The organism is Nocardia colli (genome assembly GCF_008704205.1).
Classification (GTDB): Bacteria; Actinomycetota; Actinomycetes; order Mycobacteriales; family Mycobacteriaceae; genus Nocardia; species Nocardia colli.
In genome coordinates this window covers 86,304-110,798 of the sequence record NZ_VXLC01000018.1, presented here as the reverse complement: position 1 = coordinate 110,798, position 24,495 = coordinate 86,304, and the positions used below count along the sequence as shown (strand labels likewise).

19 protein-coding genes are annotated in these 24,495 nt (G+C 68.1%); 10 read left to right on the top strand and 9 right to left on the bottom strand.

Going from position 1 to position 24,495, the window contains the following annotated elements; translation table 11 throughout:
- Positions 1-34: 34 nt before the first annotated feature.
- Positions 35-1,315 carry an MFS transporter gene (locus tag F3087_RS32425; protein ID WP_150405910.1) on the bottom strand — a complete coding sequence of 427 codons (1,281 nt, stop codon included), beginning with the start codon at positions 1,313-1,315 and terminating at the stop codon, positions 35-37.
- A 150-nt stretch (positions 1,316-1,465) separates the two neighbouring features.
- Between F3087_RS32425 and F3087_RS32420 the strand changes: the two genes are divergently transcribed.
- From F3087_RS32420 to F3087_RS32410, 3 genes are all read left to right on the top strand, one after another.
- A complete protein-coding gene (locus tag F3087_RS32420) occupies positions 1,466-2,206 on the top strand; it encodes a VOC family protein (RefSeq protein ID WP_150405909.1) in 741 nt (246 codons plus the stop codon).
- A 208-nt stretch (positions 2,207-2,414) separates the two neighbouring features.
- Complete coding sequence (locus F3087_RS32415; RefSeq protein ID WP_150405908.1) at positions 2,415-3,935, top strand: DUF7782 domain-containing protein; 1,521 nt, start codon at positions 2,415-2,417, stop codon at positions 3,933-3,935.
- A gap of 194 nt (positions 3,936-4,129) precedes the next feature.
- Complete coding sequence (locus tag F3087_RS32410; RefSeq protein WP_150405907.1) at positions 4,130-5,098, top strand: sigma-70 family RNA polymerase sigma factor; 969 nt, start codon at positions 4,130-4,132, stop codon at positions 5,096-5,098.
- 397 nt (positions 5,099-5,495) lie between these two features.
- Here F3087_RS32410 and F3087_RS32405 read toward each other — a convergent pair whose 3' ends face one another.
- On the bottom strand, positions 5,496-6,515 hold the full coding sequence (locus F3087_RS32405; protein WP_150405906.1) for a hypothetical protein: 1,020 nt from the start codon (positions 6,513-6,515) through the stop codon (positions 5,496-5,498).
- Between the two features lie 427 nt (positions 6,516-6,942).
- Between F3087_RS32405 and F3087_RS32400 the strand changes: the two genes are divergently transcribed.
- Positions 6,943-7,503 (top strand): TetR/AcrR family transcriptional regulator, encoded by a 561-nt coding sequence (locus F3087_RS32400; RefSeq protein ID WP_150405905.1) that lies wholly within the window; start codon positions 6,943-6,945, stop codon positions 7,501-7,503.
- A 429-nt stretch (positions 7,504-7,932) separates the two neighbouring features.
- Here the strand turns inward: F3087_RS32400 and F3087_RS32395 are convergent, their stop codons facing one another.
- Both F3087_RS32395 and F3087_RS32390 read right to left on the bottom strand, forming a co-directional pair.
- Positions 7,933-10,605 carry a bifunctional acetate--CoA ligase family protein/GNAT family N-acetyltransferase gene (locus F3087_RS32395; protein WP_150405904.1) on the bottom strand — a complete coding sequence of 891 codons (2,673 nt, stop codon included), beginning with the start codon at positions 10,603-10,605 and terminating at the stop codon, positions 7,933-7,935.
- Positions 10,598-11,866 carry an acetoin utilization protein AcuC gene (locus F3087_RS32390; RefSeq protein ID WP_150405903.1) on the bottom strand — a complete coding sequence of 423 codons (1,269 nt, stop codon included), beginning with the start codon at positions 11,864-11,866 and terminating at the stop codon, positions 10,598-10,600. Before F3087_RS32390 ends, F3087_RS32395 begins: the two co-directional genes overlap by 8 nt.
- A gap of 198 nt (positions 11,867-12,064) precedes the next feature.
- On the opposite strand from F3087_RS32390, the gene F3087_RS32385 reads away from it, so the two are divergent.
- Together F3087_RS32385 and galE are read left to right on the top strand one after the other, a co-directional pair.
- Positions 12,065-12,751 carry a metal-dependent transcriptional regulator gene (locus F3087_RS32385; RefSeq protein ID WP_150405902.1) on the top strand — a complete coding sequence of 229 codons (687 nt, stop codon included), beginning with the start codon at positions 12,065-12,067 and terminating at the stop codon, positions 12,749-12,751.
- Positions 12,752-12,754: 3 nt separating this feature from the next.
- Complete coding sequence (galE, locus tag F3087_RS32380) at positions 12,755-13,735, top strand: UDP-glucose 4-epimerase GalE (protein ID WP_150405901.1); 981 nt, start codon at positions 12,755-12,757, stop codon at positions 13,733-13,735.
- Between the two features lie 655 nt (positions 13,736-14,390).
- On the opposite strand, the gene F3087_RS32375 is transcribed toward galE, so the two are convergent.
- The 3 genes from F3087_RS32375 to F3087_RS32365 form a co-directional block, all read right to left on the bottom strand.
- Positions 14,391-15,806 carry a DUF4192 domain-containing protein gene (locus tag F3087_RS32375; RefSeq protein ID WP_223885511.1) on the bottom strand — a complete coding sequence of 472 codons (1,416 nt, stop codon included), beginning with the start codon at positions 15,804-15,806 and terminating at the stop codon, positions 14,391-14,393.
- On the bottom strand, positions 15,803-16,054 hold the full coding sequence (locus F3087_RS32370; protein ID WP_150405900.1) for a hypothetical protein: 252 nt from the start codon (positions 16,052-16,054) through the stop codon (positions 15,803-15,805). Before F3087_RS32370 ends, F3087_RS32375 begins: the two co-directional genes overlap by 4 nt.
- 476 nt (positions 16,055-16,530) lie before the next feature.
- A complete protein-coding gene (locus tag F3087_RS32365; protein ID WP_223885510.1) occupies positions 16,531-17,235 on the bottom strand; it encodes a DUF5642 family protein in 705 nt (234 codons plus the stop codon).
- A 245-nt stretch (positions 17,236-17,480) separates the two neighbouring features.
- Here F3087_RS32365 and F3087_RS32360 point away from each other — a divergent pair, with 245 nt between their 5' ends.
- The 4 genes from F3087_RS32360 to speD all read left to right on the top strand — a co-directional run bounded on the left by F3087_RS32360 (position 17,481) and on the right by speD (position 23,452).
- Positions 17,481-18,434, top strand: a complete 954-nt coding sequence (locus F3087_RS32360) for a proteasome assembly chaperone family protein (RefSeq protein WP_150405899.1) — start codon at positions 17,481-17,483, stop codon at positions 18,432-18,434.
- A gap of 35 nt (positions 18,435-18,469) precedes the next feature.
- Positions 18,470-20,968 carry a DEAD/DEAH box helicase gene (locus F3087_RS32355; protein ID WP_150405898.1) on the top strand — a complete coding sequence of 833 codons (2,499 nt, stop codon included), beginning with the start codon at positions 18,470-18,472 and terminating at the stop codon, positions 20,966-20,968.
- 172 nt (positions 20,969-21,140) lie between these two features.
- Positions 21,141-22,241, top strand: a complete 1,101-nt coding sequence (locus F3087_RS32350) for a type III PLP-dependent enzyme (RefSeq protein ID WP_150405897.1) — start codon at positions 21,141-21,143, stop codon at positions 22,239-22,241.
- An 8-nt stretch (positions 22,242-22,249) separates the two neighbouring features.
- Positions 22,250-23,452 (top strand): adenosylmethionine decarboxylase, encoded by a 1,203-nt coding sequence (gene speD / locus F3087_RS32345; RefSeq protein WP_150405896.1) that lies wholly within the window; start codon positions 22,250-22,252, stop codon positions 23,450-23,452.
- 56 nt (positions 23,453-23,508) lie between these two features.
- Here speD and F3087_RS32340 read toward each other — a convergent pair whose 3' ends face one another.
- Both F3087_RS32340 and F3087_RS32335 read right to left on the bottom strand, forming a co-directional pair.
- Positions 23,509-23,709 carry a tautomerase family protein gene (locus F3087_RS32340; RefSeq protein ID WP_150405895.1) on the bottom strand — a complete coding sequence of 67 codons (201 nt, stop codon included), beginning with the start codon at positions 23,707-23,709 and terminating at the stop codon, positions 23,509-23,511.
- Positions 23,709-24,443 carry an SDR family NAD(P)-dependent oxidoreductase gene (locus F3087_RS32335; protein WP_150405894.1) on the bottom strand — a complete coding sequence of 245 codons (735 nt, stop codon included), beginning with the start codon at positions 24,441-24,443 and terminating at the stop codon, positions 23,709-23,711. The genes F3087_RS32340 and F3087_RS32335 overlap by 1 nt, the downstream gene beginning before the upstream one ends.
- Between the last annotated feature and the right edge of the window lie 52 nt (positions 24,444-24,495).

Below are 24,495 nucleotides of genomic sequence, written 5' to 3'. Positions count from 1 at the left end.
CAGGTCCCGTTGGTGGGGTGACGAGTTGTTGGGGTCAGGCCTTGCGGCGGATGAAGGCGGACATGACGGCGGCGGTGGCGCAGAGGGCGCCGGCCAGGTACCAGGCGAGGTCGTAGGTGCCCTGGATGTCGCGGATCACGCCGGCGCCGGTGGCGGCTATGGCGGAGCCGATCTGGTGGGACGCGAAGACCCAGCCGAAGGCCACGGGGCCGTCGTTGCCGAAGAGTTCGCGGCAGAGCATGACGGTCGGCGGGACCGTGGCCACCCAGTCGAGGCCGTAGAAGATGATGAAGACCCACAGGCTCGGCTGGGTGTGCGGGCCGAGCAGCGACGGCAGGATCAGCAGGGACAGGCCGCGTAGGACGTAGTAGCCGACGAGCAGGTAGCGCGGGTCGATGCGGTCGGTCAGCCAACCGGAGGCGATGGTGCCGGCCACGTCGAAGATGCCGACCACGGCCAGCAGGCTCGCGGCGGCGGTCGGCGGCATGCCGTGATCGTGTGCGGCGCTGACAAAGTGGGTGCCGACCAATCCGTTGGTGGACGCGCCGCAGACCGCGAATCCTCCTGCCAGCAACCAGAATCCGGGCGTCCGCGCGATCTTGGCCAGCACGGTGAGCGCGCGCGTCGCGCCGACCGTCGCCGGTGTCCGGACACCGACCACGCTGCCCGGCTCCGCGCCGTACGCGGTGACTCCGACATCGCTCGGGAAATCGCGAATGAACAGCAGTACCAACGGAACAACGGCCAACGCCGTCCCCGCGACGATCAGCGACGGCAGCCGCCAGCCGTGCTCGTGCGCCAGCATCGACACCAGCGGCAGGAACACCAGCTGACCGGTCGCACCCGCCGCGGTGAGCACCCCGGTCACCAGTCCGCGCTGCCGCACGAACCACCGTCCGGTGATGGTCGCCACGAACGGCATCGACATCGAGCCCACGCCGACGCCGACCAACAGCCCCCAGGTCATCATCAGATGCCACGGCTGCGTCATGCACACGGTCAGCCCGGCACCCGCGGCAACCAGCACCAGCGCACCCGACACCACCTTGCGGATGCCGAACCGATCCATCAACGCCGCCGCGAACGGCGAAATCAGCCCGTACAACAGCAGATTCAGCGAAACCGCCGCCCCGATCGTCCCGTGCGACCAGCCGAACTCCTCGTGCAGCGGATCCATCAGCACGCTGGGCACCGAGCGGAACGCCGCGGCCCCGAGCAACGCGATGAACCCGACCCCCGCGACGATCCACGCCGGATGCAGCCTGGTCACGGTGTTGTTCGAGGGAACACTCGGCGGCGTCTGCAGTTCGGTCACCCGCTGAGCGTGCCGGAAAACCGCGCACCCAACGAGTGGCCGGAATGCCACAAACCACCAAGATCGTGCCAGCGCGGCCGACACGCCAATACGCTCGACACCGCGCGCGGCGTTCCCTATCGTGTCTCGAGGCACTAGACAGGAGTGAACATGATTCGGTGGATCTGGGCCTTCCTGGACCGCCCCGCACAGCGTTTCGACGACTGCGCGAAGTTCTGGTCCACCATCACCGGTACCGAACTGTCCGCGCGCCGTGGCGAACACGACGAATTCCTCACGCTGCTCCCCGATCCCGCGCGTTTCGCCGCGGCGGGGGTGAAGATGCAGTCGGTCACCGGGCTCGGCGGCGTCCATCTGGACCTCGACGTCGACCACATCCCGACCGCCGTGCGCACCGCGCTCGACCTGGGCGCCGACCTGGTCGCGAACCACCCCGACTACGCCGTCCTGCGCTCCCCCGGCGGCCAAACCTTTTGTCTCACACCGAGTGGCCGCGCCAAAGGCACCCCCGCGCCCGCCGTCGCCGCCCCTGACGGCACCCTCAGCCGGCTCGACCAGGTCTGCCTCGACATCGGCCCCACCGACCACGCCACCGAGACCGAATTCTGGAAGTCGTTGACCGGCTGGAACTTCCAGCAAGGCCGCCTCCCGGAATTCGCCCGCCTGCGCGCCACCGAGTCCCTGCCGATCCAGCTCCTGCTGCAACGCCTCGACGAAGACCGCCCCACCAGCGCCCACATCGACCTGTCGTCCTCCGACATCGCCGCCACCGCCGCCTGGCACGAAACCCTCGGCGCCACAGTGACAGAACGCTTCGAACACTGGATCGTCATGAGTGACCCCGCCGACGCCACCTACTGCGTCACCGCCCGCGACCCGCAGGGCGTCTGACCGCGAGCAGGCCTTGTCGGCGTGAATATGGTTCGGCACCAACCATATTCGCCTGAGCGATCGAGTTGTCGGGCAGGCCGCTAACTCGCTGGAGCGTCGACGGTCGAGACCGCCGATCAACGAGCCCAGTCGAGTGAATAGCCGCTGACCCGTGTGACACGGCGAACACCTGGCAAGTGTGGATCGGTGGCGGTGGCAGAGTACCGATGTGCCTACTAACCGATCTACGACCACCGGATCCCTGCTCACCGCGCTCTGCCCCGATCTGCGGACGGCGCTGACCCGGGTCGGGTATGACGCCGACACGCTGCTGGAGGTGCTCGGCGAGGACGTGCACGCGGCGTTGGGGCGGTCGGAGCCGGTGCCGGTGCGCCGAGCCGCGCGGGATGCGGGGGAACTGGGCACGTTGATTCGGTTGCTCCTGCTCGGAGACCCGTTGCCGGAGCGGGATGTCGCCGCGGCGCTGGTGCCGGTGGATCTCGAGCGGGCGGTGGCGGCGGGCCTGCTGGAGCGGGACGGGGACATGGTTCGGGCGGCGCTCGATCTGCGTCCGCTGGATGCCGGAGCGGGAACTCGCTGGGTCCTGTCCGATCTCGACGACTCGATGCGCCGGCGCGCGCTCACCGAAGATCACGTGCTCGGCGTCGGCCATGCCTCACTTTCGCTGCTGCGCGCGACACCGACCCGCAAGGTCGGTTCCGTGCTCGACCTCGGCACCGGCTGCGGCGTACAAGCCGTGCACGCCGCGTCGTATGCGAACACCGTGACCGCGACCGACGTCAACACCCGCGCGCTGTGGCTCGCCGAAGCAACCGCCGCGCTCAACGGACTCGACATCGAACTCCTCGAAGGCTCCTGGTTCGAGCCCGTCGCCGGACGCCGTTTCGATCAGGTCGTGGCGAACCCGCCGTTCGTCGTCGGCCCGGCCAGGATCGAGCACACCTACCGCGATTCCGGCCTCGCCCTCGACGGCGCCAGCGAGTTGGTCATCGGGCAGGCGGCAGACCTGCTCGCCCCCGGCGGAACCGCGGCGATGCTCGCGGCCTGGGTGCACGTCGACGGTGAGGACTGGCGGCATCGCGTGTCGTCCTGGTTGCCCGCGCACGGCGTCGACGCCTGGGTAGTACAGCGCGACGTCGCCGACCCCGCCCTCTATGTCGGCACCTGGTTGCGCGACGCCGGCCTCGATCCACGCGACCCGGTCGCCCAGGCCCGCGCCGAACAATGGCTCGACGCGTTCACCGAGGCCGACGTCGAGGGCATCGGCTTCGGCTTCGTCTACCTGCGCGCCATCGACGCCCCGACCGAACTGCTCGCCGAGGACCTCACCCACGGTTTCGACGATCCGCTCGGCGACGAGGCCACCCGCTACTTCGACCGCTCGGCCTGGTTGCGCGCCGTCGCCGGCGACGAAAAACTCGCCTGGACTTCACGTTTCGTGGTCGACCCGGCCACCGCGCTGGAACGCGTATCGTTGCCCGGCCCCGACGGCTGGGCGCAGCAGGTGGCCCGCGTGCACCGCGGCGACGGACCCCGCTGGCAGCACGAGGTGGACGAGACAACGATCTCTCTGCTGGCGGGAATGCGGGCCGATGGGCTCCCGTTATACGAGTTGATCGAACTGCTGGCGGTTGCCCAAGGATCTGACGAGGTGACCCCGGAGTTTGCGGCCGACGCGCTGTCCGTGGTGGCCGGATTGGTCCGCCACGGACTGGTACGCCCCGTGTAATTCCGGCAATCGCGGGTAGGTCGGTGCAGGCACCGGACAACAGGCGCGTTCCACGTCTGAGACCTTCTCAGGAACTTCTCAGACGAGAGTGATGAAAACCGCACGTCAGAGCGGTTTATCTGAGCCGAGACGGGGAACTTTCTCTCTGTCGGGTCCGTTGTTCGGAGTGAGACACCACCGACAGGAGGCAAGTCATGACAAGCCCCGCCACCACTCGTGTGCGCATCAGCGATCAGGACCTCGACGCCCAGAGCCCCGCAGCCGACCTGGTACGCGTGTACCTGAACGGGATCGGCCGCACCGCACTGCTCACGGCCGCCGACGAGGTCGAGCTGGCCAAGCGTATCGAGGCGGGCCTCTACGCCCAGAACCTGTTGGAGACCGGCAAACGCTTGTCGGCCACCCGCAAACGGGATCTGGCGCAAATCGTCCGCGAGGGTCAAGCCGCGCGGTCGCACCTGCTGGAAGCCAACCTCCGCCTTGTGGTCTCGCTCGCCAAGCGCTACACCGGCCGCGGCATGCCGCTGCTGGATCTCATCCAGGAAGGCAACCTGGGTCTGATCCGCGCCATGGAGAAGTTCGACTACGCCAAGGGCTTCAAGTTCTCCACCTACGCCACCTGGTGGATCCGTCAGGCCATCACCCGTGGCATGGCCGATCAGAGCCGCACCATCCGGCTGCCCGTCCACCTGGTCGAACAGGTGAACAAGCTGGCCAGGATCAAGCGTGAGCTGCACCAGCAGCTCGGCCGCGAAGCCACCGACGCGGAACTGGCCAACGAGTCCGGCATCCCGGTCGAGAAGATCTCCGATCTGCTCGATCACAGCCGCGACCCGGTAAGCCTGGACATGCCGGTCGGCAACGACGAAGAGGCGCCGCTCGGCGACTTCATCGAGGACTCCGAGGCCACCTCGGCCGAGTCCGCGGTGATCGCCGGACTGCTGCACCACGACGTCCGCAGCGTCCTGGCCACCCTCGACGAGCGCGAGCAGCAGGTCATCCGCCTGCGCTTCGGTCTCGACGACGGCCAGCCGCGCACCCTCGACCAGATCGGCAAGCTGTTCGGCCTGTCCCGCGAGCGGGTCCGGCAGATCGAGCGCGAGGTCATGTCGAAGCTGCGCAAGGGCGAGCGGGCCGACCGCCTCCGCGCCTACGCCAGCTGATCCCCTCCCGTGCCGGAACACCCCGGCACCTTCATGACGCCGGACCATTCCCCAGACAGGTCCGGCGTGCGACTCGGTGACCTTCGGGGTCACCTGCCAACGCCGGCCGGTGCCGCGCTCTCCGCCCCCTCCGGGAGCCGCGAACCGGTCGGCGTGAATCCTGCCTGATCCGCCGATGCGATCGGCGCGACGAACTCTGGGCACGTATTCCGAGGGCCTGACGGCTCCGTGAAGCGTCAACAATGCCATCGGCCAACCTTTGGCCCTCCCCGACGCTCACATTGGGTGCAGGGGACTCCGCAGGCGACAACGCATTCCGCGAAGTCTCGGTCAGTGCGATTGCGCGCCCACGCAGTTCGTGCGCGGTTCGATCGTGTGAGTCGGTACCAATCGGCGGTCAGTTCTCGCCGTAGAACTCCGCAAGAGTCGTGAACGCGGCCTTCGGCTCCCAGGGCATATCCGGGTAGGCGTGCCCGTAGCCGGTTTCGAAGACCTTGACGATGCCATAGCTGGCCAGGTCCAGGTCGTTGTGCGGGTCCCCGTCGGGGCGATGCACGTGGTCGTAGAGGGCGAACAGGAAAACGAAGGTCGCGTCGATACCCTCGGTGTCGAACACCTCCAGTAGCTCGCGGAGATACGTCGCCTGGCCTTCCTCATCGCGGACGTACTCGCCGGTGAGACGAACCGGGCCGCGCGAGTCGTACTCGACGATCTCCAACCCTTGCGCGCCGCGATCACCCGCACCGAGGTACGTAGCCGCGCCGAATTCGGTGATGGCAACCGGCTTTTCCTGTGCCGTCAAGGTGCGGACACCGTCGCGGAACTGGCCGGCGACCTCCGCCGAGCGGTAGAGATCGACGGACACGATGTCGAACAGCGACCACTCGACGCGTTCGAACTGGATCGACGCGTAGGTGACCGGGCCGCCGAACCGCTCCCGAACCAGCGCAACAGCTTTCGCGAGCACGTCGTTGACGGCCGCGCCGGCCGCGAGGATCCGATCGCCCCGCCCCTCGGATCGCAGCAGCAGTTCGAGTCGCTCCTCGACCGTGTCTCCGGGCAAGAACCCCTTGCCCATCAGGCTCAATTCCGCGCCGGTGACGAACACGACCTCGGCTCCGCGCCCCCGGATCCGCTCGGCCCGCTCCGCGCAGTCGGCGAACAGAGTCAGCATCTCGTCCGCGGTCGACTCCAGCGGGTACGGCGAAAACCACACCGCCAGACCGAGATCGGCCGCATAGGCCGCCGCGAGTTCCAGCCGCTCCGAGTCGCCGCCGATGATGCGGACCGCGTTGCAGTGCAGATGGTCGCGGATGACGCGCAGTTCGCGCTCGACCATTACGGGGTCGAAGTGCGCGCGAGAAGACGTGCCGTCGCGGAGAAAACCGGTGTCGTAGCTGATGCCCTTGATTCGCATGAGTAATGCCCTTTCGACGTTTAAGGTACGTTTAGTACCGTAATTACTAGTCCATTGAGCAGTCAATATAAATATTTAGGGTACGATCCATCTAGACATTCCCGGTCAAACAGAGAGAGGGAGCATGCGGCAGGCCGATGCCTCGCAACCAAACGCACAGCCGATCCGGCAGCCGGATCCGAAACGCCTGGCAGCACGGCAAACCGGCACACAACAGCAGGCAGCTCGGCAACCAGACACAGAGCAGTTGGACGCACCCCAACCAGCGGGTCAACCGGCACGGCAGCCCGAAACCCAACAATCGGCAACGCAGCGAGCTGGTACGCCACCGCAGGCGGCTCAGCGGACCGGCACGCGATCGCCGGCAACTGAGCTACCAGGCGCACAGCAGCCGGCAGCTCAGCCCACGCGGCGACGGGGTGCTGCCTTGGAGGACGCGATCCTGCGCGCCGCCGCAGACGAGCTGACCGAATCCGGGTACGCCGGCCTGACCATGGACAAGGTCGCCGCCCGCGCAGGCACCAACAAGAACGCCCTGTACCGACGCTGGCCGAACCGCCTCGCCCTGGGCATCGCCGCCTACCGCCAACTGACCACCGCGGTGCACGCACCCGACACCGGCGACCTGCGCACCGACGCCCTCGAACTGCTACGCGGCGCCAACCGCCACTGGAGCTCCCCGCTCGGCGCGATCCTGCGCGAACTGATGGCAGCAGCCGGCGGAGCCTCGGAACTCTCGGCGCAACTCCCCGATCAATCCGCCGACAGCACCGCCGCCCTCTGGCTCACCGTGCTCGGCCGCGCCGTCGCCCGCGGCGAATGCGCACCCGAAGCCCTGCACCCCCGCGTCGCCACGGTGGCAATCGTCTTGCTGCGCAACGAATTCGTCACCCGAGGCGTCCCAACAGCCCCCGACAACGTGCTCGTCGAAATCATCGACGAGGTCTACCTGCCACTCGTACGACAACGCGGATCGACCCCGAACTAATTCACCCATCCAGTGAGTTTCGCTCGCAAGCTCAACCGGCCAACACCGCAGCTCGAGGGACGAGACCGGTCTCAACGCCGCTCGGTCCGAGCCGATTCGACTCCGTGAAGAGGATTTCCGCCACGTCGACGGCCGCGAGCACAGCCCGGAAGCGGCCCGCACGGCTCCCCAGTCAGCCGAGCCGACGCGGGGCACGTGTCGAAGCGACTCGGTTCGGAACCAATTCGACCCCCGCGCGCACAAGATCTCCATCACGCCGCAGCAAGCACACGCACGCCGAAAGTGAACCCGCGGCTCCAACAGCCGAGACGGCGCGGGCCGGTGTCGAAGAGACTCGGGTTCGCGGCCGATTCGACCCGGCGCGCACAAGGCCTCCGCCAGGCGGATGGAGGCACACGCCGGAAGCGAACCCCGCGCGGCTCCAACAAGTCAGCCGAGGCGGCGGGGGCCGGTGTCGAAGCGGCTGGGTTCGGGGCCGATTCGGCCTCGGGCGTAGAGGATTTCGGCGGAGTTGGTGGAGGCGAGGACTGGGTCGAAGGAGAGTTCGCGCATTTCTGGTAGGTCGTCGAAGAGGGCTGAGATGCGTTGGGCCAGTTCGGCCAACGCTGCCTTGTCGACGCGGGGGCTGGCGGGGGTGCCGGAAAGCAACGGGGCGGCGCGGGGGGCGTCGATGAGCGCGGTTGCTTCGTCGGCGGTGAGCGGGAGGGCTCGGTAGGCGCGGTCGCCCAGGAGTTCGATGATCAGCCCGGAGAGACCGAATTCGATGACCGAGCCGAAGGACGGGTCGTCTTGGACGCGCAGGACGCAGCCGACACCCTTGGTCGCCATTTTCTGAATGTGCAGGACCGGGTCGCCGCACAGTTCGGCCAGGTCGGCGTAACCCTGGCGCACGGCTTCCGGCCGCCACAGGTCCAGGCGGACGCCGGTGAGATCCGGTCGGCGCCGCCACATTTCGCCGGTCGCCTTCGCGGCGACGGGGTAGCCGAGTTCCTCGGCCGCGGCGACCGCTTCGTCGGCGTTGCGTACCTCACGGAACTCGACCACCGAAATGCCGTAGCAGTCGAGCAGTTCGACGGTTTCCAGGTCGGTGAGCCGGCGGCCGCCCGATTCGGCGATCCACTGGGCGACCAAGCGCCGCGCGCGTTCGGTGTCGATTCCGTTGGGGCGCAGCACCTGTGACACCGGCCGGGTCCGCCATTCCGCGTAACGCCGGACCCGAGCCAATGCTCGCGCGGCCCGCTCCGGATCGGGGTACGAGGGAATCGACCCGCGCACCGCCGAAGCGCCCACGCCACGGACGGACAGCAGATTCGGAATGCCTTGCTCGGCAACGAAAGTGGTCAGAATCGGCTTGTTCGCGTCGGGCACCTCCGCCGCGGCGGCACGGATCGCGTCGGCGAAACCCGCCATCGGCAACGGCACCGGTGGCGCGAAAACCACCAGCACGGAATCGATGTCGTCCGAACGCAGCGCTGCGACCGTGGCGTCAAGGTAAGCGCCCGGGGTCGCCTGCGGGCCCAGATTCACCGGGTCGCCGACATCCAGTCCCTCACTCTGTGCCGCGTCGACGGCCAGCCAATTCAGCGCCGCACTGTTACCGACGACTGCCAACCGAGAGCCGCCGGGCAGCGGCTGATATCCGAGCAGCGCAGCGCAGTCGAACAACTCCGAGATCGAGTCGACCTGCACAATTCCCGCCTGCGCGAACAGGTCTCGCACGATCGAGCGATCCATATCACCGGCCGGTTGAGCCGCATGCCTGCCGCTGCTGACCGCGACGATCGGCTTGGTCCGGGCCACCCGGCGCGCGATCCGGGAGAACTTGCGCGGGTTACCGAAACTCTCCAGATACAGCAGGACGACGTCGGTGTCCGGGTCGGTATCCCAGTACTGGAGCAGGTCATTGCCGGACACATCGGCACGGTCACCCGCCGAGACGAATGTCGACAGACCGAGATTCCTGGCCGCGGCCTCCCCGAGGATCGCCGCACCCAACGGCCCGGACTGACAGAAGAATCCGATCCGCCCGCGACCGGGCAGCAGCGACGCCAACGTCGCATTGAGCGCGACCGACGGATCGGTATTCGCGATACCGAGCGCGCTCGGCCCGACCACCCGCATCCCGTGCCCTCGTGCGGCGGCGACCAATTCGCGTTCGGCCTCCCCGCCACCGACACCGGTCGTGTCGAATCCGGCGGTGAGCACCACAAGTCCCTTGACGCCCTTGGCCATACAGTCGTCGAGCACCGAGCCGATGGCCTCCGGCGGCACCGCGACCACCGCGAGATCGACCTCGTCCGGAATCTCGCGCACCGTCGCGTACGCCCGCACCCCGCGCACCGAGTGCCGATTGGGATTCACCGGGAACACCGGCCCTTGGAACACCCCGGACAGCAGGTTGTTCAGCACCGCGCCACCCACCCGGCCCGCGCTCGGCGTCGCACCGATCACCGCCACCGATCGCGGGGTGAGCAGATTGCCCACGCTGCGCGCCTCGGAAGCGCGCTCCCGCGAATCACGCACGGAGAGCAGGGCTTCGGACGGATCGATGGCGAATTCCAGATGCAGCACCGACCCGTCCCGGCTGCGCTCGACCTGGTAGCCCGCGTCCCGGAACACCGTCACCATCGTGGTGTTCTCGGCGAGCACCTCGGCGACGAAGGTCTCGATCTTGTTCTCCGCGGCGGCACCGGCCAAGTGCTCCAACAGAATCGAGCCGAGCCCGCGCCCCTGATGCCCGTCGGCCACCACGAACGCGACCTCCGCGGACCGCCGGCCGACCCGGTCGAGCCCCTCGTAGCGGCCCACCGCGATGATCGCGGTGCCGAGCACCAGCACCAGGCCGACCCGGTCGTGATAGTCGACGTGCGTGGTCCGATACAGGTCCTTCGGCGAAATCCGCGGGTACGGACCGAAATAGCGCAGATACCGGGTGCGGTCGGACAGCGCCGCGTGGAATTCCTGCAACGCGTCCGCGTCGTCGGGCGTGATCGGCCGCAGCCGGACCACGCCGCCGTCGGAGGCGAGCACGTCGGCGAACCAGTGCTGCGGCGGGGGCGGCGGCACGGCCGGGGTGTCCGGAGTGTCTACGGGGTCAGTCACGAGGGTCCTCCGGGTCCAGGCCGAGCAGTCCGAAACTCGCTCGGCGGGTGGCCAGCACGGCCGTGTCGATGGCGCGTTGGGCGCGGTCCTCCCGCGCGTCCCCAGTCTCCCCCGTGCCGCCCGGCCCATCCCACCGGCGGTAGGCGATGTCGCCGCCGTCACCCATGGTGCGCGGCGGATCCACCTGCGGGACCTCCGCCCGCACCCGATCGAGCCAGTCCTGCGGGATCACGGTTTCGGGTGCGATGGTGCGGTCCAGCGCGGTGGCGAGCAGATGTGTCCAGGCCCGCGGCACCACCCGGACCAGGCCGTATCCGCCGCCGCCGACGGCGAGCCAGCGACCTTCGGCGTATTCGTCGGCGAGGTCGCGCATCGCGCGGAAGGCGGCGCGCTGACCGTCCACCGTGAGTTCGAGATCTGCCAGGGGATCCTCGCGATGGGTATCCACCCCGCATTGGCTGACCACGATCTGCGGACGGAACGCCGCGACCGCGCCGGGCACCACCGCGTGAAAACCGCGCAGCCACTGTGCGTCTCGGGTGCCGGGCAGCATCGGCAGGTTGATCGCGGTGCCCTCGGCGGCGCCCATGCCGGTCTCCTCCGGCCAGCCGGTATTCGGCCACAGCGTCGCCGGGTGCTGATGCAGTGAGACGGTGAGCACCCGCGGGTCGGCGTAGAACGCCCGCTGCACGCCGTCGCCGTGATGCACGTCGACGTCGAGGTAGGCGATCCGGTCGAAGCCGTGGTCCAGCAGCCAGGAGATGGCCACCGCCGCATCGTTGTACACACAGAACCCGGCCGCCGAGTCCGCCATCGCGTGATGCATGCCACCGCCGATGCTGACCGCGCGCCGGGTCCGGCCCTCGGCGATCTCCCGCGCGGCCGCCAGCGTGCCGCCGACGATCACCGAAGCGGCCTGATGCATGCCGGGGAACACCGGATTGTCCGAGGACCCCAGGCCGTACGGCGGCGCCTGCGGCGATCCGGCCGGTGGCGTGGCGTGCTCGACCGCATCGATGTAGTCGGCGGTGTGAATGCGCAGCAGGTCCGCCCGATCGGCCGCGGCGGGTGCCAATAACTCGACACCGTCGAGTAATCCGAGACTTTCGGCGAGCGCCATGGTGAACTTCAGGCGCGCCGGTTTCATCGGATGCTCCGGGGTCCAGGTGTAGTCGAGAAACCGGTCGGTCCAGACGACGGTTCCGCGGCTGCGTTGTTCGCCGGGTGGCGCCGGGTGTTCCCTGCGCGGTGCAGTGGCCATGGTCGCAACGCTACGCGGGAAGGTACGGACCCCGTCGAACGTTGCTATGCAGTAGAAATACAGAGAAGAGCGATCGCGGCGGCAAGCCGTGCGCCGACCGGAATCCCGCATTGCCGCGCACCGCGCGGCGCGACACCGTCCGGCGCAGGGCCGTGTCGGTGTGCGTAGGTAGAATTCGTGCCGACGAAGGGGTAACAGGTGAAAGATCTGGTCGACACCACGGAGATGTATCTCCGTACCATCTACGACCTCAAGGAGGAGGGCGTGGTGCCCCTGCGCGCTCGCATCGCCGAGCGCCTCGAACAGAGTGGACCGACGGTGAGCCAAACTGTCGCGCGGATGGAGCGCGACGGTCTGCTGCTGGTCGCCGGAGACCGGCATCTCGAGCTCACCGAGAAGGGCCGCGGCATGGCGGTCGCCGTGATGCGCAAGCACCGGCTCGCCGAACGCCTGCTCGTCGACATCATCGGCCTGGACTGGCAGAACGTGCACGCCGAGGCCTGCCGCTGGGAACACGTGATGAGCGAGGACGTGGAGCGGCGCCTGGTCGAGGTGCTCAACCACCCGACCACCTCCCCCTACGGCAACCCCATCCCCGGCCTGGACGAGCTCGGCATCGTGGCGCAGAACCACGCCGAGGAGACCCTGGTCCGGCTCTCGGATCTGCCGCACGGTCAGGTGCACGCGGTAGTCGTGCGCCGGCTCGCCGAGCACATCCAGACCGATCCCGAGGTCATCGGCCAGCTGCGGGAAGCGGGCGTCGTGCCCGACGCGCGCGTCACGGTCGAGAACAAGCCGGGTTCGGTGGTCATCACCGTGCCGGGTCACGACGGTTTCGAGCTGTCGGACGAAATGGCCCACGCCGTCCAGGTGAAGCTGGTCTGACGGGTGAAACTTCTCGTCACGGGTGGCGCCGGCTACGTCGGCGGCGTGTGCGCGCAGGTGCTGCTCGAAGAGGGTCATGAGGTCGTCGTCGTTGACGATCTGTCCACCGGCAACGCCGACGGCGTGCCGTCCGGAGCCCGGTTCGTCGAGGGCGACATCGCGCAGGCCGCGACCGCGCTGCTGGGCGCCGAATCCTTCGACGGTGTCCTGCATTTCGCGGCGCAGTCGCTGGTCGGCGAGTCGGTGCAGCAGCCGGAGAAGTACTGGCACGGCAATGTGGTGAAGACCTTCGAGCTGCTGGAGGCGATGCGCCACGCGGGCACGCCACGGCTGGTGTTCTCCTCCACCGCGGCCGTGTACGGCGAACCCGAACAGGTGCCGATCACCGAGGACGCGCCGACCCGGCCGACCAACCCGTACGGTGCGTCGAAGCTCGCCATCGATCACGCCATCACCTCCTACTCGATCGCGCACGGACTGGCGGCGACCAGCCTGCGCTACTTCAATGTCGCCGGCGCCTACGGTGGCCTCGGCGAAAACCGGGTGGTGGAAACACATCTCATCCCGCTGGTGCTGCAGGTCGCGCTCGGGCACCGCAAGGCGATTTCGGTGTTCGGCACCGACTGGCCGACCCCGGACGGCACCGCGGTCCGCGACTACATCCACATCCGCGACCTCGCCCAGGCCCACCTGCTGGCCCTGGCCACCTCCGAGCCCGGCACGCACCGCGTCTACAACCTCGGCAGCGGCACCGGTTTCTCGGTCCGCCAGGTGATCTCGGCCTGCGAACGCGTCACCGGCCTCCCCATCACCGCCCAGGATGCCCCGCGCCGCCCCGGCGACCCGGCCACCCTGATCGCCTCCAGCGCCCGCGCCATCGCCGACCTCGGCTGGCACCCCGAACACAACGACCTCGACGAAATCGTCTCCGACGCCTGGACATTCCTCCAGACCCTCGGCGACCGCGCCCACAGCGCCCACTGAGGTTCCACGTCTCCGGTTGACCGGGGCGGCACGGCTTTCACGCCGCCCGCCCCGGCCATTCAGTAATCCACAGGCTCTACTGCACTCACTGCCGCCGAGCGCAGGCTCGCTCAGGTGTCCAATTCCTCGACCACTCGGCGTTCACAGGACATTCCGCACCGGCCCGACCGGCCCCTCCAACCTGTGTTGGCACTGACATTGGCGATCCCAGACTCCCCGTTGCAGCACGCCGCCGAGAGACTGATCAGAACGCGCACACCGCTTGTTCACGCTGAACGCCGAGTACCGCCCCGACTGACAACTTCCGCTGAGAGGCGACGGACTGCCGCTGTCTTGCACGCGACGCTGCCCGTCACCCTTCGAACTCTGCTGGCATTGTCATGGTCGATCCGATCCTCGCTCGACCGCACCAAACAAAAACGCGGTCAGGACACGCACACCGACGACTTGTTCACGCTGACCGCCGAATACCTTCTCAATTGACGGCTTTCGGTTCCGATGAGGCAACGCACGGCCGCTGTCACGCACGCGGGGCGGCCCGTCATCCCCTTCGAACTCCGTTGGCACCAAACAGGATTGCTGGCAGGCGTGAGCTTTGCTATTCCCTCGCCACTGGACGGGAGAGATCGACGCGCGCCCCGTGCCGACGCGCGATTCATGGTGCGGGAGAGCCCAGGTCGATGCCGAGGTCGGCGGCGGTGTCGTGGCCGCTGCGGGCGAGGCGGCGGAGTTGATCGGGGCGCATGCCGACCATGAGTGAGGCCTCCAGCAAGGTGGCGAGTGGGTGGTCGGGGTCGGCGTCCAGGGCTGCTTCGAGGGCTATGCCGGCGAGGGGGCCGTCGCCGCGGACGTAGGCGCTGTAGCCGAGCAGTGACGCGGCTTCGGCGCGGTCGCGACCGGTCAGGGCGCGGGTGAGGGCGGCCCACAGGCCCTCGGCGGCTACGGCGTGGTCGCCGACGGCGAGCGCGAACATGGCGTCGCGGACGGCTCGGTCGCGCAGGGCGGCAGCGAGTTCCGCGAGTTCGGGGACCATGAGCTGGACACCGGACTCGGTGTTCGCGATCTGCCACAGCACGTAGTCCAGGGCCTGCCTGCTGTAGTCGCTCGGATCGCCGCGGCGCACCGCCCGCGCGTACCGGTCGCGAGCTACCGACAGCGCGCCATCCAGGATCGCCGCCACCTGATCGCGCACCTCGACATCCTCGGCCACCAATGCGGTCAGCTCGGAGCGCGAGCCACGAATTTGCCTGCCGTCGAGGACATGCGACAGCGCCACCGACGAGGCGGACGGATCCGGCACCGTCCCCTGCCGATCCGGGCCGACCAGACTCCACCACGGCTGCTCCGGCTCGATCGCGCGCACCGCCCAGGCACCGGTCAACGCGATCTCGTGGGTGGCGAGCCGCCGATCCAGCGCGTCGATCAGCACCTCGAATCGCCCGGTGCCACACCGTTCCCCGGTCTCCGCGCGCCGCGGCGATTCCACCGCCCGATCATCGACCACCACCACGAGCACCTCGGCGATGTCATCGTGCGCACAGATCTGCAGCACACACTGCGCCACCATCCCCGCCCGCAGCCGCCGCCCACCGTTCTGATCCAGATCGAACCGCACCACCGCGTCGATGATCGACCCGGCACCCCGCCCCGAAGACCGCAACACCAGCACGACCAGCGAACGCTCCGGCGGGAACCCGATCATCGCCGGCACCGCCGCGATCACCTCCCCCGGTTCATCCACGCACACAGCACAATCCGGCGCATCCGCATCGAAGGGCGGCGCCTGATCCGCACAGACAAGCACCCGCCCACGATCGCCCACACCGTACGCACCACCCGCGACACTGAAATCCGCATCGCCGGACTCGTCGAATTCCTCGTCATCGAGGAACTCGTCCGCATCGTCGCGCTCCCTGTTCGCGGCCACCTCGGTGCCGCCGCGAGCGATCTCCCCCAGCGTGCCGATCTCCTCGGGCAGCACATCATCCGGATGCATCGCACTGCCCGGCTTCACGGAATCGCCGAGTCGCACCACATCACCTGACCGCAACACGTCATCCTCCGACGTCACCGGGCGTCCCGGCTGCGCAGCGTCCTCCAACTGCCGACCCCGATCGGGGTTCGCCGTTTCGTCCAAGCGCCCTGCGCGATCCAGGTCACCTGTTTCGTCTGGCCGCCCAGCGCCAGCCAGGTACGCCGTTTCATCCAGCCGCCCTGCGCCATCTGGGTGCGCCATTTCGTCCAGCGGCACTGCCCGATCCAGATGCGCCGTTTTATCCGGACGCACTGCTCGGTCCGGCCGCACAACATCTTCGGCACGCACCATTTCGTCCGACTGCTCCGCAGCGTCTGCCGCTACGGAGCCGGCAGAAGGCACCTGGCGCGCTGTCCGCACCGTGTCTTCCTGTGGGCCCGCAGAATTGGATTGCGCACGATCACCGGATCGAAGGAACTGGCACGATCGCAAGGCGGTAGCGAGGCTCACCGGCGCGCGAGAGGTCCGCTTGCCGCTGAGCAGCGACGGACGGGAGCAGAAGAGTTCGTCCTGAGCCTGAGTCGCGCTATCGGACGAGGAATCGGCCTGTGCGTCAGCAGGACCGGAGGAATGTGGGTTCGCGGGAGTGGTCATGGCGTCGAGAGTGCCCGCTCATCCCGCCGCGCCCGCCACGCTGACCAGGCGATTCACCCACCCTGTGGAATTCTCGGCTGCTGTGGACAAACCGTCTTCAGCAGCTCTTCTCCAACGCTGGAGCTGGCTGGAGCTGTCAGCCAGGCTTGCTACCGTACCCGGCCGACTACCCCTTCTGAACCCGCTGCACAGCCGTCGTGAACAGCTGATCCATCGCCGTCATATCCGGCTCAGCGCCTGAAAAAGACATATACGTCACAGTGATTCGCACATCACCCACCTGCCCGGCCAACGTCCGCATCGCCTGCTTCAACCCGGCCCCACCGACATCCGGCTGCACAGTCCGCCGAAACGCCACCGTGTCGTCCGCGTCGATCGGCGGCGCCGGATCCAGCTCGGTCGTCACGGTCGTCATCGCCGCACCCCGGCTCACCTGCACCGACCCGCACTGCTTCAGCTGACTCCGCAGCACCGCGAGCGGCTGCGCGGTCCGCGTCAATTCCACCGTGATCGTCGCCCGCGCAGCATCATCGGTCCCGACCGCGATCGCCGTCTTGTCCGCGCCGAACTCCTGCTGCGGCGGCACACAACGCTCCGGTTGCACCCGCCCACCCCGCCCGATCCCGGTCAAATCCCCCGCCGCCTGCGCCGCCGCCTCGGCGGGCAACACCACCGCCGCATACCGAGCGGGAAACTGCCCGGGTTCCACCAGCAACGCCGGCAACGCCGCACCGACGTGCCGCGAAACCACGGTCTGCTCCCCCGCGACCGGATGCCCGTCTACTGTCGACCCGCACCCGGCGAGCAGCGCGAAACACGCTGCGGACATGGCGATGCCCGCCCCCTTGCGCGCCGAATCCGCCACAGTCACCCACCCCACTGTGCCAAACTCCCGATGCCCGCCCGCGATGCCACGCCGCCGCACCGGGAATGCGCGGGGCGCCGACGCTGTTGCCTCGTCGTATGGGTCGGTGTCCGGCCGTGCGCGGTGGCTGTCACCCACATGGGGGACAATGGACCTGGTTCCCGTCTCGGACGCTGCTCGTCTCGAATGACTTCGGTGTCGAGGACCGAGCAACACCCGTGCCGGCGGAACCGCGCAGGAAGGAGCACGCGATGGACCACGAGTCGCGAATGTACGAACTGGAGTTTCCCGCTCCGCAGCTGTCGTCCGACGACGGCGAGGGTCCCGTTCTGGTGCACGGACTCGAGGGCTTCACCGATGCCGGGCATGCGGTGCGGCTCGCGACGACGCACCTGCGCGAGAGCCTGGAGAGCGAACTGGTCGCCTCGTTCGACGTGGACGAGCTGCTGGACTACCGCTCGCGCCGCCCTTTGATGACGTTCAAGACCGATCACTTCTCCGAGTACGCCGAGCCCGAGCTCAACCTGTGGGCGCTGCGCGACACGGCGGGCACCCCGTTCCTGCTGCTCGCGGGCATCGAACCGGACCTGCGCTGGGAGAAGTTCACCACTGCGGTACGGCTGCTCGCCGAGCAACTCGGCGTGCGCCGCAGCATCGGCCTCAGCGCCATCCCGATGGCGATCCCGCACACCCGTCCACTCGGCGTCACCGCGCATTCGTCGGACAGCGACCTGATCGCCGAGCATCAGCGCTGGCCCGGCGAACTCCAGGTGCCCGGCAGCGCGTCGTCGCTGCTGGAATACCGGATGGCGCAGCACGGTCAGGAGTCCGTGGGCTTCTCGGTGCACGTGCCGCACTACTTGGCGCAGACCGCGTACCCCGAGGCAGCGCAGACCCTGCTGGAGAACGTCGCCGACAACGCAGGCCTGGAGATCCCGCTGGCCGCGCTCGGCGAGGCGGCGGCCAGGGTCCGCGAACAGGTCAACGAGCACATCGCCGGAAACTCCGAGGTGGAGACGGTCGTGCACGCGCTGGAACGCCAGTACGACAGCTTCGTCAGCGCGCAGGAACGCCAGTCGAGCCTGCTCGTCGGCGACGGCGAGCTGCCCAGCGGTGACGAGCTGGGCGCCGAATTCGAACGCTTCCTGGCCGAGCAGGGTGGCTATGAGGGCGAAACCGGCCCGGAGACAGGCGAGCAGCGGTAACAACCCTGCGGGCGCCAGCCCGTAGGGTGTTCGGAGTGGATCTGACCGAGCTGCTGGAGATACCGGGAACCGACGCCGACGCCCTGTACGAGTCCTTCGGGGCGTGGGCCGCGGAGCAGGGCACCCCGCTGTATCCGGCGCAGGACGAGGCGCTATTGGAGTTAGCGTCCGGGTCCAACGTCATCCTGGCGACGCCGACGGGTTCGGGTAAGTCGCTGGTCGCGGTCGGCGCGCACCTCATCGCGCTGGCCCAGGGCAAGCGCACCTACTACACCGCCCCGATCAAGGCGCTGGTCAGCGAGAAGTTCTTCGCCCTGTGCGAGGTGTTCGGCGCCGACAAGGTCGGAATGGTGACCGGCGACGCCGCGGTCAACGCGGACGCGCCCATCATCTGCGCCACCGCCGAAATCCTGGCCAACCTCGCGTTGCGCGAGGGCTCGGCCGCCGACGTCGGCCAGGTCGTGATGGACGAATTCCACTTCTACGCCGACCCCGATCGCGGCTGGGCCTGGCAGGTCCCGCTCATCGAACTCCCCCGTGCGCAATTCCTGCTCATGTCGGCTACCCTCGGCGAGGTCGACTTCTTCGCCGAGGACATGCGCCGCCGCACCGGCCGCCCGTCGGCGATCGTCGCGGGCACCGAACGCCCGGTCCCGCTGACCTTCTCCTACGCCCGCACTCCCATCACCGAAACCCTGGAAGAACTCGTCACCACCCACCAGGCCCCGGTCTACGTGGTGCATTTCACCCAGGCCGCCGCGCTCGAGCGCGCCCAGGCGCTGACCAGCGTGAATTTCGCCACTCGGGCCGAAAAGGACGCCATCGCCACGGCTTTGGGCGAATTCCGGTTCGCCTCCGGCTTCGGCAAGACGCTCTCGCGGCTGATCCGGCACGGCATCGGCGTGCATCACGCGGGCATGCTGCCGAAGTACCGGCGGCTGGTCGAACGCCTCGCCCAAGAGGGCCTGCTGAAGGTCGTCTGCGGCACCGACACCCTCGGCGTCGGCATCAACGTCCCCATCCGCACGGTGCTGCTCACCGGCCTGACCAAGTACGACGGCGTGCGCACCCGCCGGCTGAAAGCCCGTGAGTTCCACCAGATCTCGGGCCGGGCCGGGCGCGCGGGTTACGACACGATGGGCACCGTCGTCGTGCAGGCGCCCGAGCACGAGGTGGAGAACACCCGCCTGCTCGCCAAGGCCGGCGACGACCCGAAGAAGCAGCGAAAGGTGGTGCGCCGCAAGCCGCCCGAGGGTTTCGTCTCGTGGAGCGAGGAGACCTTCGACCGCCTGGTCGCCGCGCAACCCGAGCCGATGGTGTCGCGCTTCAATGTGACGAACTCCATGCTGCTCAACGTGATTGCCCGTCCGGGCAACTGCTTCGACGCCATGCGCCACCTGCTCGAGGACAACCACGAGCCGCGGCCGGCCCAGCGCAAGCACATCCTGCGCGCCATCCGCCTCTACCGCGCGCTGCGCGACGCCGGCGTGGTCCAGCAGCTCGACGAACCCGACGCGCAAGGCCGCCGCGCCCGCCTCACCGTCGACCTGCAACGCGACTTCGCCCTCGACCAGCCGCTGTCGCCGTTCGCCCTGGCCGCCTTCGAACTGCTCGACAAAGACGCGCCCGGCTATACCCTCGATGTGGTGTCCCTCATCGAATCGACCCTGGAGGATCCGCGCCAGCTGCTGATGGCTCAGCAGCATAAGGCGCGCGGCGTGGCGATCAATGAGATGAAGGCCGACGGCATCGAGTACGACGAGCGGATGGAACTGCTCGAAGAGGTCACCTGGCCCAAGCCCCTGGCCGAGCTGATCGAGCCCGCCTTCGAGACCTACCGCGCCGGCCATCCGTGGGTGTCGGAGTTCGCGCCGTCGCCCAAGTCCGTGGTGCGCGACATGATCGACCGCTCGATGACCTTCGCCGAGCTGATCTCGTTCTACGAGCTGGCCCGCTCCGAGGGCGTCGTGCTGCGCTACCTCGCCGACGCCTACCGCGCGCTGCGCCGCACCGTGCCGGACTCCGCGCGCACCGAGGAACTCGACGACATCACCGAGTGGCTCGGCGAACTGGTCCGCCAGGTCGACTCGAGCCTGCTCGACGAGTGGGAGCAGCTCACCAACCCCGGCGCGGAGATCGACGCCGACCAGCTCGCCTTCGGCGCCGAGACGGTGCGCCCCATCTCGGCCAACGAGCGCGCGTTCCGGGTGATGATCCGCAACACCATGTTCCGCCGGGTCGAGCTGGCCTCGCTGCGCCGCTGGGACCTGCTGGCCGACATGGGCACCGGGCCGGACTGGGAGACCGATCTGGCCCCGTATTTCGACGAGTACGAGCGCATCGGCATCGGCCAGGACGCGCGCGGACCGCAACTGTTCCAGATCGAACGAAGACCCGGTTTCTGGCAGGTGCGTCAGGTTCTCGACGACCCGGCGGGCGACCACGGCTGGTCGATCGTCGGCGTGGTGGACCTGGTCGAGTCCGATGCCGCCGGTGAGGTCGTCTTCGACGAAATCACGGTGTCCGCAGGCTGACCGCACCGCCCGCCCCACCCGAATCACTACAGAATCCATACAGGTCAGCGGCTATCTCCGGCCCGTCAGCGGGTGCTTCGCTGGGGTGCCGCCGACACGAGGTTTGACGGATTCGTTTCTGGGTAGGGGCCGCTGATACTCTCTCCGCTGCTGCCCAAGCGAAAGATCAACTATGCCCGAATCACCGTTTCTTGTCATCTATCCCGAGCGAGTGCGTGCGAACTTCCACGCGCTCCATGCCGCCATGCCCGCGGCAAGGATCCGCTTCGCGGTCAAGGCAAGTCCGGTGCCGGAGATCATCCGAGCCCTCGACGAGGAAGGCGCCGAGTTCGATGTCGCCAGCATCGGCGAGATCGAGCTGTGCCTCGCGCTCGGCGTCGAGCCGGACACGCTCTGCTACGGCAACCCGATCAAGAAGGCCGCCGACATCGCCCGCGCCTACGCGCTCGGCGTGCGCCGGTACGCCTTCGACACCGAGGACGACCTGCTGCGCATCGTGGAGCACGCGCCGGGCTCGGAGGTCGAATGCCGGTTCCTCGCTTCGGCTCCCGAGTCGCGCACCCCGTTCGGCACCAAGTTCGGCTGCACGCCGGGCGAGGCGTTCCGGCTGCTGGTGCGGGCGCGTGATCTGGGGCTGATCGTCGGCGGGCCGTACTTCCACGTCGGGTCCCAGCAGCTCGATCCGGACGCCTGGCGGATCGGCATCGAGCAGGCGGGCCGGATCGTGGAAGCATTGGCCGACAAGGACATTCACGTCCCTTCGGTGAATATCGGTGGCGGACTGCCGATCGCGTACGCCGATCCGGCGCCCGCCCTCGCCGAGATCGCGACGGTGATCAACGCCGCCGCGACCGAATTCCTGCCCGGGACCGCCGGATTGGTGGTCGAACCCGGCCGCGCGCTGGTCGGTTCCGCGGGCATCATCCACGCCGAAGTCATCGGCGTGCGCATCGCGCCGGACGCCCGGCGCTGGGTGTATCTCGACATCGGCCGCTACAACGGAATGGCCGAGACCGAGAACGAGTACATCGCCTATCGATTCGTCACGGATCGCGACGGTGACCCTGTCGACGAGGCAGTGGTGGCCGGTCCGACCTGCGACGGAGACGATGTACTGTATCAACGCACGCGAGTCCTCCTACCGACCACGTTGCGAGCCGGTGATCGCATCCAGATCCTCGACACCGGCGCCTATACCGCGAGTTATTCGTCGGTGTCCTTCAATGGTTTTCCGCCCTTGACCGTTCATGTCTCGGGCGCTGAGCGAGAGTGAGTTTGCCCATGACGGCGGATTTCACCGGCTGGCACGTGCTGGCCGAGTTCGGTGGTGTCGACGCGACCCTTTGCGACGACCTCGAACGACTCGAATCGGCGTTGCGTGAGTCTTTGATCGCGGCGGGCGTCACCATCTGCGATGTCGTACACAAGAAGTTCGATCCGCAGGGGGTGACTGTCCTCGCGCTGTTGTCGGAGTCTCACGCCTCGATTCACACCTATCCGGAGTCCGGCGACATCTTTGTCGACGTCTTCACCTGCGGCAGTATCGGCGCAGGCGCGTCGAAAGCTGTCGAGCACCTACGGGACCGGTTGTCTCCCAAGGATGTTCGAATGCAGGTCATCCGCCGCGGGCACGGCTCGCAGCGCATCGAAGAACCCGTGGGCGCGGGCCTGACCCGCATCTGGGATCTGCACGAGATCATCGTCGACACCCGTACTCCGTTCCAGCACATGGTGATCGCGCGCACCGAGCAGGGCATCAGCCTGTTCTCCGACGACGATCGCCAGTCCACGGAGTTCTCCCAGGTGACCTACCACGAGGCGATGATGGTCCCCGCCTTCGCGCTGGCCGAGAAGCTGGAGAAGGTGCTCATCATCGGTTCCGGTGAGGGCGTGGCCAGTCAGATGTCAGTCGAGGCCGGCGCGTCGCTGGTCGATCACGTCGACATCGATCAGCTCGAGGTCGAGCTGTGCGCCGAGCACCTGCCCTACGGCTACACCACCGACGAGCTGACCGCGGCGGTCAAGGGCGAGGGCCCGATCAAGGTGCACTACGCCGACGGCTGGGACTTCCTGGCCGAGGCCGCCGAGGCGGGCACCCGCTACGACGTCATCGTGATCGACCTGCCGGACGAGCGAGTCGAAGACGCGCAGCACAACCGCCTCTACGAGTCGGAGTTCCTGTCCCGATGTCGGGCGCTGCTCGCCCCCGGCGGCGTGCTGAGCGCCCAGGCGGGCTGCGCGACCATGTGGCGCAACGAGACGTTGAAGCGTTCCTGGAACCGCTTCCACGAGCAGTTCGACACGGTCGTGCAGTACGGCAGCGACGAGCACGAATGGACGTTCCTGTTCGGCCGCAACGAGCGGATGGACGATCCGGTGCAGGCGATGACCGATCGTCTGGTCACGCTGCCCTACCGTCCGGAAACCGTCGACGCCCGCGCCCTCGTGCGCGGCGCGATCGAACCGTACGCCCTGCGCGTGTAGTACCAACCACGCCGGCCCCCAAGCGTTTTCGCTTGGGGGCCGGCGTGTTTCGCAGGTCAGGATTGCCTGCGGTAGTCCTCGACGTTGAGGCCACCTACGCCCCAGTTGGTGAGATCGACCTCGTCGATGACCACGTAGGTGGTGGCCGGGTCCTTGTCGAGGACTTCCTGGAGCAGGTCGGTGACGCCTTTGATCAAGCGCGCCTTCTGTTCCCGGGTGACGCCTTCGTCGGTGACCTTGATGTTGACGTACGGCATCAGGCGGCCCGCCCCGAGATGAAGCCGCCGTCGACGGGGAAGATGTGGCCGGTGGTGAACTCGGCGTCCGCGAGATACAGGACGGCTGCGGTGGTTTCGGACACCTCGCCGATGCGGTTCAGCAAAGCCAGTCGGCCGGAAGCGGTTTCGTCGCCGTCGCCGAACAGCGGGGTGCGGATGATGCCGGGAGCGACGGCGTTGACCCGGATGCCGTCGGCCGCGAGTTCCGCGGCGAGACTGGTGGTCAGCGCGTGCACGCCGCCCTTGCTGACCAGTGCCGCGGAGGCGGGCAGCCCGGCCAGCGCGTGGTTGATGAGCACCGTGCCGATGTTCACGATGCTGCCGCCGGCGCCCTGCTGCTTCAGCTGGCGCACCACCGCCTGCGTGGTGAAGTACGTGCCCTTGAGGTTGCCGTTCAAGTAGCTGTCGAGGTCCGCCTCGGTGACGTCCACGAACGGCTTGGCGCCGAAGATTCCCGCGTTGTTCACCAGCACGTCCACACCGCCGAACCGCTCGACCGCCGCGTTCACCAGCGCAGAACCCGTTGCGGGAGCGCCGATATCGCCCGCGAACGTAGCGACCCGCGCAGGCGTACCGAGCGCCGCGGCCACGTCGGCCAGCTTGCTCGCGTCGCGTCCGTTGAGCACCACGTTGTCCCCGCGTTCCACGAAAGCGCGGGCGATATCCTGCCCGATCCCGCTGGAGGATCCGGTCACGATCACCGTCTTCGTCATATGCTTCTCCTTCTGTTGATACGACCGGTCGTCTTGGAATGGTCATGAAAAA

Excerpts from the sequence above, each read along its gene's own strand:
- F3087_RS32390 (WP_150405903.1), bottom strand. The coding sequence starts at position 11,866 with ATGGCCACTGCACCGCGCAGGGAACACCCGGCGCCACCCGGCGAACAA.
- F3087_RS32410 (WP_150405907.1), top strand. The coding sequence starts at position 4,130 with ATGACAAGCCCCGCCACCACTCGTGTGCGCATCAGCGATCAGGACCTC.
- speD (WP_150405896.1), top strand. The coding sequence starts at position 22,250 with ATGACGGCGGATTTCACCGGCTGGCACGTGCTGGCCGAGTTCGGTGGT.
- F3087_RS32360 (WP_150405899.1), top strand. The coding sequence starts at position 17,481 with ATGGACCACGAGTCGCGAATGTACGAACTGGAGTTTCCCGCTCCGCAG.
- F3087_RS32405 (WP_150405906.1), bottom strand. The coding sequence starts at position 6,515 with ATGCGAATCAAGGGCATCAGCTACGACACCGGTTTTCTCCGCGACGGC.
- F3087_RS32335 (WP_150405894.1), bottom strand. The coding sequence starts at position 24,443 with ATGACGAAGACGGTGATCGTGACCGGATCCTCCAGCGGGATCGGGCAG.
- F3087_RS32420 (WP_150405909.1), top strand. The coding sequence starts at position 1,466 with ATGATTCGGTGGATCTGGGCCTTCCTGGACCGCCCCGCACAGCGTTTC.
- F3087_RS32350 (WP_150405897.1), top strand. The coding sequence starts at position 21,141 with ATGCCCGAATCACCGTTTCTTGTCATCTATCCCGAGCGAGTGCGTGCG.
- F3087_RS32340 (WP_150405895.1), bottom strand. The coding sequence starts at position 23,709 with ATGCCGTACGTCAACATCAAGGTCACCGACGAAGGCGTCACCCGGGAA.